Raw genomic sequence first — 14,499 nt, forward strand, 5'->3', positions numbered from 1 at the left:
ATATATCTTCTGAAATTCAATATGATGTATTAGGTAGAAAAGTAAAAGAGTCTGAACCTTATTTTGAAGGGCAGTCTGTTTCTCAATGGAATACTATTGCGTATGATGATGCTACATATCCTGCTAAAATAACAGCTACATCCTTTACAGGAAAACAAATGCAAACAACGGTGTCCGGTATGACTAATACAGTAAAAGAGCTGAATGGCTACGGAAGAACCAACAGCCAATATAGCGATGCATTAGGTAATATAATAAGAACTAGCGACAAAGGAGGTACTATTAGTTTTTCATATGATGCCGCAGGACATCAGATTGAAGCAAGATACGCCAGTAATTCAGTAACGACTACTTATGACAACTGGGGAAGAAAATCATCTTTCCATGATCCTGCTAACGGATTGTATAAATATGAATATACCGGGTTTGGAATTCTTAAAAAAGAAACAAGTCCAAAAGGGTATAAAGAATACAATTATTCTTCAGATGGGCTTCTTTCTGATGTAAGGGAGATCTCTAATGATGGAGTTTCCACGCAAAAAGAGTATTCTTTTAAATATAATGCTTTCGGGCAAATGATACAAAAAGAAGGTTATGCCAATGGAAGATATTTTGCGCATGGTTTAAATTATGATGCTAATGGACGTTTAATAGATGATATAGAAAATTTTGAAAAAAGAAAATTCTATAAAAAATATATAAAGTATGATGCATTGGGAAGAATTTCGCAGTACACACAAGGGTTAGATTCTGGTGGCAATACCACACAAGTTACTATTAGTAATAACTATAGTACTTCAAATGGCAGTTTAGAATCTATTACTGATACAAATAGCGGAAAAATTCTTTGGCAACTTGAAAATATTAATGCTAAAGGACAAGTATTAGGAGCAAAATTAGGAAATACAAAGATTAGTAATCAATATAATAATTTAGGATTTATAGCTCATACTTCTCATATCTCCGGCAATGCGGATCTTATGACGTTAGATTATAGTTTTGACGCTATAAAAAATGAGCTAAATTATCGTACTCATCAAAATTTTGGGATTGATGAGAATTTTATATATGATGATAATAACAGACTTGTAGAATGGACTAATCCTAAAACAGGTCTGATATCATCCAATAAATATGACAATACCGGAAGAATTATCGCTAATGATCAGTTAGGAGATGTAGGATTCAGTATAGGAGGAAGTCCTTATCGTGTAATGAGTATAAAGCTAAATCCTCAGGGAGTAGAAAATTATGATCTGAACGGACAGAGTAGACTTCTACAGCAGGTAACATACAATGAAAATAATGATCCTGTAAAAATTGACGGAACTCGCGGAGACTATGATTTTGCTTATGGATTGTCTGAAAGCAGACAGATCATGTATTATGGTGGAAATTTTAAAGATATTAAAGAAGCGCCTTATCAAAAATATTACAGTGAAAGTGGAGATGCGGAAATTATTGTTGACAGGGAAAATGGAAAAGAAAAACATATTTTATATATAGAAGGTACGCCTTATGAAAGTAATATTATTTTTACGAGAAATATTGGGCTTGATGGAGAAGGTTATAAGTTTTTACATAAAGACTATCTAGGTAGTATTTTAGCAATTAGTAATGAAAATGGTGAGGCAGAAGAACGCAGACATTACGATGCTTGGGGTATCTTTACACATCTTCAAATTAAAGAAAACCATATTTTAGTAGGGAAAGAAGTAGAAGAATATCTTAATAAGAATCCTTCTCTTATAGTAGATCGTGGATATACCTCTCATGAACATTTATATGCAGTAGAGCTCATTCATATGAATGGTAGACTATATGATCCATTATTAAGAAGATTCTTAAATGCCGACGAAAATATACAGGACCCTACCAATACTCAGAACTATAATAAATATGGGTATGTGATGAATAATCCATTAATGTATAACGATCCAAGCGGAGAAGTTTTTCAATTTTTACTAGTTTGGGGAATGAGTACTTTTTGGGCAACCGTAACGACAGGAGCTATTGTTGGGGTTGCCATATCGGCAGGGGTATATAGTATAAAAGCCCTTGTTACTGGCAGCTGGTCTTGGGGAGGGTTTGGAAAAAGTTTATTAGTAGGGGCTGTTACAGGGGCTGTTTCAGGAGGACTGTCTGCCACCTATGCCGCCACAGGTTTTAATGGTGCTGTGGTTATGGGTAGTATTAATGGTGCTATAGGCGGGAGTGTAGACGCATTAATTAATGGTAAAAGTTTTGCTAGAGGTTTTTATACAGGAGGATTAATAGGAGCTGCAGCAGGTGCAGTGAGTTATACAATAAATTATTTGGTGAAATATGCAGGAATGAAAGAAGAGTTTAGCTATAAAAGAGAAGGGAGTGAATCAAGTGGAGGGAAACCTTTAGAATATTCAAATAAAACTCTTCAAAAGATGAGAAAAGGAAGTTTTTCTTCAGCCAGTATGCAAAAATATAATGTAGGAAAGGATGTAGTTGGTTCAGATAGCTATGAGCTTACATCTGATGGGTTCTTTAATACAACCAACGGAAAGGCTTATGCTTATACGCCAAGACCTAATTTTTTCACAGGTGTTTCTACTATACATTATTCAAAAGCTGCATTTGCTTCAAAAGAGTTACTATTTACAACTATGGTACACGAAACTGGACATTCCTATGCTATGTACGCTGGTAATTCTTATATTAACATGTTACATGATAAAAAATTATTTACTAGTGGGTACAATGCCTCAGTAAACACTTTAGGACATGCTGCAATTTTTGATTTGGAAAACTATCTTTCAGCAATTAATAATTTCCCTTCCAATCCAGCAATAGGGATTGATAATGATTTCATAACAAACGCTATAGATAATGTTATAACAGGTAATAATATTAAAGAGTTTAATATCTTAAGAAATTTTCTTTTACCTGTTTTCAATAGAAAAATGGGTGCAATATCTCCATGGGCATATTAATTTACAAAAAAAGAAAACAATGAAAAGAATAATATTAATTCTGTTTTTAAGTTTAATTTCTTGTTCGGAAACAAATAAAAAACAAGTTCCTAAATGTAAAATAACACTTGCTACAGAAAATAAAAATAAGATAGATTACAATGAAAATCTAAAAGTAGATTTAATTATTGATAATAGTAATTTAGTATTTTCCGTATATAATTATGGCAATAAAAATATTTATTTTGTGCCACCTAAAATTATTTTTGAAATATTAGAAGAGAAAAAAGAGAATATTGATGAAAATATTGTAGTAAAACCATACATTAAACAAATCGTGGTAGACAAAATTTATACAAGTTTTATAGATGTCTCAAAAAAGAAAAGTATTATCAATATAGATTCAACAATGCAGAGAAATTATATAGCAAAAACAATAGATCTTGCACCTAAAAAAATATATAGAAAAGAGTTTGAATTGAATTGTAACAAGTCTGATAGTGGCAGGTACAGAATATTATTTTTTGATAAAAGTTCTATTAATGATTCAAGAATAATTAAAATTAATTATCCTGAAAATATAATTGTAAATATTACAAAATAATATTTCTTAATTATAGAAAGAAAATTTTACAGGTATTAAATGAATGATGCCTCGGGGCATTTTCGTCGAATAAAGGGGTCAATCGACGAAAAATAAAATTTTGTATGTTAAGGATAGAATGTATTAAAAGGCATTGTTTTAATACATTAAACTGATTTAATTAGACGGTAAATAGGGGCGGATTAACATCGAATATTTTAGCTGTAAATTTCAGTATCATTGACCACTTCTTTTCAATTTTGAGTGACCATTATTTTCTCAATGATGGGTTCAAACCAAAAATGGAACAACATGTACGTTTCAAGCCATAAGCAATTGATTTTAAACAACATATAAAAACTTAATTTATTAGGATTTTCATGAAATTTTTATTAAGTATTAAATTAGGCTATAGCTTAATATTGAGATAAGATTTCCCCTATTTTAAACGAATAATCTAAAGTTTTTAGATATCAAAAACACCTACTCTAAAATTGGGATATTTAACGAAGTGGAAATCTTGTCCCATTTTTGGTTTGGAGCCAATGATGAAGGAACTTTTCGCGAAGCAATTTATGTTATAGAGAATGATCAATTTAAACCGAAACCGAGTGGTCAATACTACTGGTTTTTGCACTTATAAGTCCGATGCATACAAGAAATAGTATTGCTTTAAAGGCTGTTGTAAACCTGATCCGTTTATCATAGTATAAATATAAAAAAGACAGCGCAAAGGCTGTCTAAAAACACAAATGATGAAAAAAATTAATTTTCGGAGCATTCCTGCCACTCGAAAATACTAAGATAATTAATAATCCCTTTCTCCTGAATGTATTTGATAAAATTTATAATTTTTGAAAAATACATGAGTAGGCGTAGCCGATTAATAGTCGGAAAAAACATTTTTATTTCTTCCCTTTCTTAAAATCCTGATATCCTTTAAAATAGATCTCTAATGATTCGCTGTCTTTCGGGTTCGACTTCTGCCATGCCCTTAAAACCTGCGACTGCTCTACATAACTATCCCATTTAGCTTTTTCTACAATAACATTTCCGTCCTTGTTAATCTCCTGCAGAACTTCGCCCCTGATCTCCTGTTTTGTGCGCACACTTTCTTTATAATATTTTATTCCGGAATATGCCCCAAATATCGCCAATCCCCAACCTGATAGCATCACAAAAAGGGAAATGTATAAAACAGGTTTATAGTGCTTAAAATAATCTTTGTAGGATTCGAGCTTCCGGACATCTTCAGGGGAGATCCCAACCTCAATACCGGAAATATTTTTCTTTAGTTCCTGTACTTTCCTGTCGAAGATATCAGAGACTTCCATAGTAAGCTCCTGCATCGAAGCAGATTCGGAGTTAAGTTGTGATATTTGCTTTTCCAGTGCTGATGATGTTGTTTTTAACTGTTCCAACAGTTCCACTGGGTTAAGCCGTCCGGAACCTGCATTTTGATTTGTGCTCTGATCTTCCATAATGGTAATATTTTTTTACTGTTTATATTTTTTTTAGTGGACATTTTGCCCCATTTTGGTTTAATATTACATCGACATTCCTCTGTCTCTCGATATACTTTTTGTGAGTTCTAAGGCGATTTCCTTAATCTTTAACTTCGGGTCGATATCGCTTAATTTAAAACCCTGTTTTGTTACTTTTTCTAAAACGGAAGGATTCATATTGATGTCGGCTTTCGGGATGATCCTTGCTCCGTTTAAGCCTTTCGAGTTCTCGCTGATCTGCATAATATATCCCCGATTATCCATGCGGTCTACTAAATCTCTCAGACTTTTACTTTGTCTTTTTTCCTGGAGAAGCACATTTTTAATTTCCGCTTTCTTCTCTCCGGTGATCTCCTGTAAAGTCTTCCAGTTCCGCTCTTTAGATAATACTTCAGCGTGTCCGGATGCTCTTTCCCCGATATGGTGGCTCGTTATCTGATTTTTACCGTAATAATCAATGCGGTTTGCGATAATATGCAAGTGTTTATCGTCCGTACTTTGGTGCAGGTGGACTAAATATTGATTATCCTTTCCGATTCCCTCACGCTTTAGATAATCCTCTGCCAGTTTTGCCCAGTCGTCAAGACTTAAATTTTGGCTGTATTCCTTTGGGGGAGAGATCACAGCTGTAACATATTTATTCTCCGTTCTTTTATTCAGATCGGCAACCTGTTTAAATTCTTCAAACAGCTCTTTCGGCTTTTCTCCGGAAAGTCCGTTCCGGCACACTTCAACGCTCTGCTCCTTGTCGCTCTGTTGGTATTGGATAGATCGGGAGCTTACATTTCTTGTAGATGCAGATATTACCATTTTACCTGTGTTTTAATCCCTTTTATAGCTTCCTCTATCTCCCTGAGCAGTCCGGCTCTTTCTTCAGGCGTGAAAATTTCCTTTTTCATATAATTTCCGATTCTCCGGAAATTCGTTGCATACTCCGTCAGCATAATATTTTTTTCATAGTCCGGAAGTTCTTTTTCAAGCAGAGTGATCCGGCTATAATCGGTGAGCTTCAGTTTTTTTTTATCCGCTCTTTCTTTCAGTCTTTTCATTTCCACAGGAGTAAAACGAAGTGCAAGACGTTCGGTTTTTGGTTCGCTGATCTTCGGGCGACCTCCGAGCTTTCCTCTTTCTCGATATTGGTTTTGTCTATCAATATTCTCAAATTCTTCTTTAAAAAGAGATTCCCAATCCTCTATATTTTGATCTTCCATAACTCACCTTTTTTTATATATTAGTGTCTCGAAATAATTTTTTTCCAAATTTTGATTTTTTATAAATTAATAATTTTTCACTTCCTTTGCACAAAGGAGGTGTTTTTATTTATACCTATTTCCTATTGTTTTTTCCGACTATATAAAATCTAATTATGTAGGTCTATCTGTTAAAAGTGTACTCTAATCCTTAACGGTTTGTTTGCCCGTTTATGACGTTAGGAATAAACCAAGTTGTCCTTTTGTGGCGGAAATATGAATGTAAATTCATGTTTTTGACGTCAAAAGGTACTACTTGCCCTTAATATATAAATATTTTTTTCATGTCAAATGTAGCATTTTTCTTTTTACCCCGCCAACCTACCCATATTTTGACAGGGTTAGTTTCCTCTGATTCCGGAACATAGCCCAACTCTACCCTGTCAAAATATTAGTAGGTGATAATACTTCAGATCAGAACCAGAAACAAAAAAACTAGCCAAACATTCAGCAAAACAAAGGAGAAAAAAATAAAAGCTGAAGGAAAAAATAAGGATTGCTCCGGAGTGGATATCGCACTGATCAGAAGCCGGACAACTCCCCTATTTTCAGCACAGGGCAATCTCTATTTAATAGAATTTATCTATCGTTATTTACTATGTAAAACATAGCAATCGCGCGCAACCCGACTTATGAAAAGTTCGTTTTTCTTTCTTTTTGTTTTTCTTCCACTTCGCATATGACAAAATGACCTCAAAATTTCGCTCCTATAGATCAGATAAAATTTCTTTCGAAACAAACGTATCTTTTAAAAATTTACTACTTTAATAGTTTACTAGTTTAAGGCTTTATAACCAATTGATTAACATTGTTTTACAAGCTTAAAAACGACCTTTTATAAGCTAAAAACGACCTTTTATAAGTTAAAAACGACTTTTTATAAGTTTTACAACGACCTTTTATAAGCTAAAAACGACCTTTTATAAGTTAAATACGCTATAATTAATTGACAGATGTTTTTAAATGTCGTTTTTGTTATTATCTTTGTCTCAATAAAATTACTGACATGGAATTGATTGATGTAAACAAAGATGATAAACTTGTTTTTCAACATAATGTAATTACTTCCGGAAGATATGATTACTCTGCTTGTATGCTTGATATTCTTTTTATGGTGCTTTCCTGCCTTGAAAAAGATAAATTAGAGTACACCATTCACACTCATGATATTGAAGCTATTACAGGGCGTAAATGGAATTATAAACAACTAAGAGATGCTACCGAAGATATTGGGAGTAGAATGTTTGAAATTGAAACACCCGAAAAGTATCGTCAGCTTTGGCTTTTTGAATATGTTGATTATATTAAAGGTTCTGGCTCTTTTGTTATTAAAATAAACGAAACAGCAAAACCTTACTTTTTTGATCTAAAAAATAATTTTACAGCAATGCAGTTAAAATCTGTTTTAAATTGTTCTTCAAAATATGCTAAAAGGCTGTATGCGATTGCTTGTCAGTGGCGGAGTATAGGAACAAAAAGATTTGAGATTCCGGAACTGAAAAAAATGCTCGGATTGATTGATAAAAAAGGAAATGAACAATTTGAAAGAATAAGCGATTTCAAAATTAAAGTTTTGGATATTGCCCGAAAACAAGTTTCAGAAAATACAGATATTGAGTTTGATTATGAATTAAAGAAAAAAGGGAGAGAGTTCTATTGGATCACTCTAAATATTAATTCTCAAAAATTCAAACAACTCGAAATTGATTTTGAAAAACCTTTAAATATCCAAAAATTTGTATCAAAATTAACAACATACGGTCTTAGTCAGGAACAGGCGGAGCTAATTGCCGGAAAAGAAAAAGAAAAGGATTTTGACATCTTAATTACAGAGCTGAACGAAAAGATCAGACAGAGAAAACTTAAAATCGAAAATTCGGTCGGCTACTTGGTTGGAGTATATCAGAAAAAAGGATTTTTACCCATAAAAAAATAATTTCACCCTCCTGTTATTATATATTTATATATTTGTGTAATTATATATTTGTATAAATGGCAAAAATTATATTAACTACCCACCAGAAAGGAGGTGTTGGAAAATCAACATTATCATTTAACCTTGCTGTAAACCTAAAAGAAAATGCAAAAGTTTGTATTATCGATTTTGATGCTCAAGGTTCTTTATACCAAATCAGGGACTTATCCGAAGTTCCTATTTTTTCCGCAGACAAATTAAAAGAAATTCAGAATTCTGATTTTGATTTTGTATTTATTGATACTCCCCCGTATTTGTCTTATAAACTTCCTGAACTATGTAATCTTGCAGACGTTATCATCATTCCAACAAAAGCAGGTGTTTTAGATCTTTTGGCAATTAAAAGTACTATTGATATGATTGAACAATCAGGAAACGAGCACAAAGCAGTTATTGTATTTAATATGGTTAAACCGAATACAACTCTCACCGATGAAATTAAAAATCAATTAGGAGAATATAATGTACGGGTTTCTAAAAATATGATTTCTGATTTAGTCGCCTTTTCCCGCTCTGTTTTGGTCAATGGAGTAGAGGAAAACAATAAAGCACAGAAACAAATTGATGCCCTTACAAAAGAAGTTTTAACAGTTGCAATTAATAATTAATTATACATTTATATAATTATATATTTATATAAAAATATGGCAAAGCAAGATTTTACCGCCCTTATAGGCAAAGCAAAAGAAACACAAATCAAAACTCCGGTACAAAAAGTTGTACCGATTAAAGAGAAAAAAAATGAAGTCCTTTTTTCTCTGCATATTCCTGCAGAAAAATTGAAAGCTCTTAAAATGATATCTGCAGAACAAAATATAAGTCTCAAAAATCTTATCAATTCTGCTATTGATAAAAAATATTTTGAGAATAAATAATTAAAGCAAATGATTAGGTAAGCCTAATCATTTGCTTTTAAAATGAATAAATCATTCTTAATACGGAATTCTACCTGCTTCTTTTCTCTAATTGCAAATCCAGCAAGTATAAAAAATCCAATAACTATTATAGTCCAAAAGATGTAACCATAGACTGTTGGTCTTTTAATAATATTTCTCATAAAAATTTAGTTTTCGACGTTTAAATATTTAACCCTTAAAAAGGCTGTCTCCAAAAATAATATCACACTGGAGCTTTTACCTTTTTGCTTAATTTATCCGGAACAAATAGAAAAATTTACTCGCACTCCTGAAAGGACACGTTTTTTCACTTTCTTGTAATTACCATGAATAAAGGTATTGCAAGATATTTCATGATTATTGACAAAATTGTGACGCACTTTTCAGATAAAGATAATTTTGTAGGATATCGTCCGCTCTGCAAGATGTCGAAACCTTTTAAAAAGTTCTGTTACACCAAAATATCTTGATGTATGGCACAAAAAAAGCCCCTCGCTGTGCGAGAGACTTTGTCTTCGTAACGAAGGTACAAAAACATCCAATACGAACCAAAAGCATTGATTTTAAAATTAACCCCCACTATAACACTACTAATTCTTCTCTACTATTTGTTTATGCTCTAATACCTTCAAGAGAATGTTTTTTCACTTTTAATAAAAAAAGAGTAGTTTTACTACTCTTTCTTATTCTTAGTTAAATCAATAATAACTTTAACTAATCCTATCACACCTGTGATTAATGAAATTACTTGACCTATAAGGTCTAAATCAATATTATTCATAAATTTTAATTTATATATCAGGGTTTACCCCTCGCAAAAAGCTGGATGCATCACAGGGTTTAAGACGTCCAAAACAATCACGCTCCTATTCATAGGTCATACAACCATTTTTTTGGAGTAATTTTGTGTATGTTTTATCAGAAAAATTTTGAACTAAGGAGCAACGAACGGCAAGCGTTTTGAAAAAACGAGAAGGCTAAGGAAGTGACGACTGAAAAATTTCACAGACAATGGATATTTAAATTATCTTTCTTAAATTAGCCCCAATAACATTTACGGTAAAAAATTAAAGCATTTGCTTTTCTGTTAGGAAAACTGGTAATTTTCATTCGAACACAGGAATATGCAATGCTCACGCTCCGGCGTGGGCTTGTTTATTTGTGTTCGGGTATACCAGTACCTCCTAGCGGTAGACATAGCTCCACGCTTTTTTTATGCCTATAAACTAAATTCAACATGAATATTTTTAAAATACGACACGTTTTGTCGCTCTTCCGGTATAGCTTTGCAGGAAATCACTATATTAAGATATCGGGTTTTTACCTAATATTTAGAAAGAAAAAAATATTATATTAACGCCTTAAAAAAATTGCAATTTTTTTACTTTTTTTTTGAAACTTTTTACTATTTTAATTCACAAAACACACATATTATATGATGAAATCTATCTTTATGATTGCATTCCTTATTTCATTAGGAAGCAATTTATCCGCACAAACTGTAATTTTTGAGTATGACGAAGCCGGAAACCAAGTGCTCCGGGGATTATGTGATGCCTGTAAATCAAGCAGCAAAATTTCTACTCTTGCAGAATCCAAATCACAAACCATATCAGAAGGAGTTGCCAACAGTATACAGGTAGCCCCGGTTCCCGTAAAAACAATTCTTACTATACTTTGGGATGTTAAAATAAAAGATTACATCAAGCGAATAGAGCTTGTTCCTTACAATGATGTTAGAATTTTAAATGTTTTTGATGTAAAAAACACGAGTAATACTTCTTGTGTTTTTAATATGGAAAGCTATCCTTATGGGGTATATTATCTCAAATTTTATTTATCGGACGGAACCATTTATACTAAAACAATTACCAAAAACTAAATTGCTCTTATTATCATGAATAAATTATTTATATTTTTTTTAAGTATACTAACTGCTTTTACACTGTATGGTCAAAACAATTACCACGATACTCAGGGAAAAATAGAGGTAACTGCTGGTGGGCAGTTACAGTATACATTACCTATTGCCATTCCGCCAGGAGTAAAAAGTGTATCACCTAATATCAGTCTTATGTATTTAAGCAATTCCAATAATGGAATTGCAGGGTATGGATGGACAATTTCCGGACTTACTTCTATCACAAGAACAAGCAAAAACATTGAAAAAGATGGAGAACTAAAAGCAGTACAGCTTGATTATTCTGATTATTACAGTTTTAACGGACAAAGACTTATTCTTGCCCCGGAGAGTCCCGCTGCTTATGGACAAGACGGAGCAACCTATGTAACCGAAAAATTTTCCAGTGTAAAAATAAAATCTCTAGGTGTATATCCAGTTAATGGGCAATTAGCCGGACCAGCAGAATTTGAAGTTACGTTTGAAGATGGTTCACAGGCATGGTATGGAGCTTATAGATCCGGTAGAAATGGTATTAGCGTAACAACACCTTCAGAATATAATATAGTAAAATGGAAAGATGCACAAGGAAATTATATTTCATATAATTATGAAGGTAATTCAAATTCAGGAGGCTTTAGAAGTACAGTTACTACTGTAAGGATTTCTTCTATTTATTGGGGTGGAAATGAAACATTAAATACACCTCATTTTAATAGTGTTGAATTTACTTATGCAGATCGAGATTTAAAAGAAGAATCTCATATTAAGGGATTATTATTTGTTCAAGATAAAATTTTATCGGAAATTAATGTAAAATCAAATGGGTCTCAATTTAAAAAATATTCCATTGATTATATAAAAAATGGAACAAATTATCAGTTTGTCAACCAGATAACAGAATACAATGGCAATAATGAACCTGCTAATCCTGTCATTTTTTCCTACCCTAATAGAGCAGGAACAGTGGTCGCTGGCGCTAATTTTGGGAGTGAATCTTTAAATAATGTTAAGCTTACAGGTGATTTTAACGGAGATTCCTATATTGATTTTTTGATGTCTAATGGTATTGTCAAATTAGGTGCTTTTAATGATGATTTTTCTACTGTTTCGAGCAATATATCCTTTAATAATAATGCTGTTGTAGTACCTGCACTTGTAGACGAAGAAGGACAAGTATACAATGGGAATGGTATTGTACAATATATGTTTGATAAAGTCGAAGGCTATATTTTTAGAAATAATGCTTTTGTGAAAGTCTTTGAAAAAACGGTTATCCCAACAGCGTGTTCAACTTGTAGTATTGCTTTTAACGAAGGAGATGTGAATGGGGATGGAATATCTGATCTTTTTCTTACTTTCACCAATGGAGGATTCCAAGATAGATTTATCATTGACCTTAAAAACTCAACCAATCCTGTTTTTACGTATTCAGGAGATGGAAGTTTTAGTGAAAATTCATATACTGATCAAAAATATATGGATGCAGATGGTGATGGAAAAGTTGACATTATCAATGTCTCCAATACAACTTATACAGTATTTGAATTTGTAAAAACATCACCTACCCAATACCTGAAAAAAATAAAATTTACAGGCAATTTAGCAGAACCAAAAGGTTCAGGTTTTCCAGTACTTTTTGGAGACTTTAATGGGGATGGAAAACTAGATTTTACACTACCTCTTACTGAAGGAAAAGTAGGAAAAGATGATTGGAGATTTTACATCAATAAAGGAAATGATTTTAATAACTTTCGTAAAAATGATTTTTTAGTATATAAAAATGTAGCTACTACAAATAACGGATATTGGCTCCAATTCAGTAAAACTTTTTATTCGATATCAGATCTTAACGCTGATGGAAAATCTGATATTGTTCAGGTATATTCTTATTCAAATTTATCCGGCAGCAGTTACAGATCAATTGGTGTTACCGTAAATTCGATTACATCTAATGGAACTAATATGAGCGATGGCAGTATTAATTTCGATCTTGAAAATATTTATTCTTTTCCATCATCGGGAACTTTTACATTAGTTCAGCCATATGATGATCTTTCTTTATATCAGCCTATTACTAATACGATACGATCTAATAATAATTATTATAATGTATTTCTTTTTAGAAAAGATAATTTACTTAAAATAAAAGCTCCAACCTCATTGGCTGAATTGGCAAGAATAAAATCAATTAGTCAGGGTGGTCTAACTACTTCTGTAGAATATTTTGAACTAAATCCTGATGCAAACAGTAACTATTATAAAAAAATTAAAAAAGAATATTACCCTTTCTTCTCTCTACAACGTGCCGATCAGTCTTTTGCCGTTTTACAATTAAAACAGGCGGGTAGAAAACAAGATTTTAGATATAGAGGAATGACAGGGCATTTTCAAGGGAAAGGAATGATCGGCTTTCTTCAGTCGGCCCGTTCAACATGGTATGCAGATGGATATGAAAATACAAAGATATGGGGTGGGGTGGAAATCGATCCACAAAATGAAGGAGTACCGGTAAAAGAATGGTCAATCAGAACCAATGATGAAACAAAAATTTTCCCACTTGATATTTCTGAAAATAACACTGAGCTACTATCTTATAAAAAAACTATTTATCAAACAGATAAATTGCTTAACGGGCAGGTTGTAACTACTGTATCTGATACTGACAGACCAAAAGTCGTAACAGCTACAGTACCTAAAAATACACTGACAAAAGATTTTTTAACACATACGGTGATTACCAGTAATATTGCCTATGAGAATCACTACCTTCCAACCAGTACAGTATCAAACGTTAATGATGGATATGCTATAAAAACTACAACGTATGATTATCTGCATAACTCTTCCGGAATAGCAAATAATTATTATGTAGGTCGCCCAAAATCTAAAATAGAAACTATACAGGCGTATAATGACACTAAATCTTCTAAGGAAGAATATACTTATGAAAACAATCTTCTAAAAACTTCAAAAGCGTGGAATAATGACAATACTAGCTACTTATTAGAGACTTATTCACATGATGGGTTTGGAAATATTACTCAAAAAATGAGTAGTAATTCGGAAGATAATCAAATCATTACAGAGAAATCTCAGTATGAGCCAAAAGGAAGTTTTGTAGAAAAAAAGATTAATAATTTAGGGCTTGAAACATTATTTACCTATAATAATCAGGGACAAACCCTTACTCAAACTGATCCTTTTGGTACTGTTGTTACAAATAAATATGATAATTGGGGTAAGCTACTTTCATCCGGGAGCCCAATAGGAGGAACGGTTCTCTATACTTATGAAAGGCTATCAAATAATGGTGGTATTAAAGTATCTCAGTTCACACAAGACGGGGATGTAAAAATTGCATATACTAATGTTTTAGGGCAGAATTATAAAAACTCTACTAAAGCATTCTCGCAAGGTAACTATATATCTTCTGAAATTCAAA

10 protein-coding genes are annotated in these 14,499 nt (G+C 32.4%); 7 read left to right on the forward strand and 3 right to left on the reverse strand.

All coding sequences use genetic code 11. The features are described 5' to 3' along the window. Window positions 1-2,966, forward strand: a 2,966-nt coding sequence (locus IW15_RS21580) for an RHS repeat-associated core domain-containing protein (RefSeq protein ID WP_316931891.1), incomplete at its 5' end; no start/stop codon positions are given. A gap of 19 nt (window positions 2,967-2,985) precedes the next feature. Further along, a complete protein-coding gene (locus IW15_RS21585) occupies window positions 2,986-3,549 on the forward strand; it encodes a hypothetical protein (protein WP_131368618.1) in 564 nt (187 codons plus the stop codon). A gap of 884 nt (window positions 3,550-4,433) precedes the next feature. Here the strand turns inward: IW15_RS21585 and IW15_RS21590 are convergent. The 3 genes from IW15_RS21590 to IW15_RS21600 form a co-directional block, all read right to left on the reverse strand. Continuing rightward, a complete protein-coding gene (locus IW15_RS21590; protein ID WP_034715652.1) occupies window positions 4,434-5,009 on the reverse strand; it encodes a hypothetical protein in 576 nt (191 codons plus the stop codon). A gap of 66 nt (window positions 5,010-5,075) precedes the next feature. Beyond that, window positions 5,076-5,843 carry a relaxase/mobilization nuclease domain-containing protein gene (locus tag IW15_RS21595; protein ID WP_034715654.1) on the reverse strand — a complete coding sequence of 256 codons (768 nt, stop codon included), beginning with the start codon at window positions 5,841-5,843 and terminating at the stop codon, window positions 5,076-5,078. Continuing rightward, entirely contained in the window at window positions 5,837-6,244 is a 408-nt protein-coding gene (locus IW15_RS21600; RefSeq protein ID WP_034715656.1) for a plasmid mobilization protein, read from the reverse strand. Before IW15_RS21600 ends, IW15_RS21595 begins: the two co-directional genes overlap by 7 nt. 1,045 nt (window positions 6,245-7,289) lie before the next feature. Between IW15_RS21600 and IW15_RS21605 the strand changes: the two genes are divergently transcribed. The 5 genes from IW15_RS21605 to IW15_RS21625 all read left to right on the forward strand — a co-directional run. Further along, the gene (locus IW15_RS21605; RefSeq protein ID WP_034715659.1) at window positions 7,290-8,219 is read left to right on the forward strand and encodes a replication initiation protein; all 930 of its coding nucleotides are present in this window, start codon (window positions 7,290-7,292) and stop codon (window positions 8,217-8,219) included. A gap of 56 nt (window positions 8,220-8,275) precedes the next feature. Continuing rightward, window positions 8,276-8,866, forward strand: coding sequence for a ParA family protein (locus IW15_RS21610; protein WP_034715661.1), 591 nt, complete (start codon window positions 8,276-8,278; stop codon window positions 8,864-8,866). A gap of 36 nt (window positions 8,867-8,902) precedes the next feature. Beyond that, a complete protein-coding gene (locus IW15_RS21615) occupies window positions 8,903-9,133 on the forward strand; it encodes a hypothetical protein (RefSeq protein ID WP_034715663.1) in 231 nt (76 codons plus the stop codon). 1,456 nt (window positions 9,134-10,589) lie between these two features. Beyond that, window positions 10,590-11,036: a hypothetical protein gene (locus tag IW15_RS21620; RefSeq protein WP_034715665.1), complete on the forward strand. Its 447-nt coding sequence runs from the start codon at window positions 10,590-10,592 to the stop codon at window positions 11,034-11,036. A 15-nt stretch (window positions 11,037-11,051) separates the two neighbouring features. Continuing rightward, window positions 11,052-14,499: FG-GAP-like repeat-containing protein (locus IW15_RS21625; RefSeq protein ID WP_185097439.1), on the forward strand; the 3,448-nt coding region annotated here is incomplete at its 3' end.

It is taken from the genome of Chryseobacterium soli (genome assembly GCF_000737705.1).
Classification (GTDB): domain Bacteria; phylum Bacteroidota; class Bacteroidia; order Flavobacteriales; family Weeksellaceae; genus Chryseobacterium; species Chryseobacterium soli.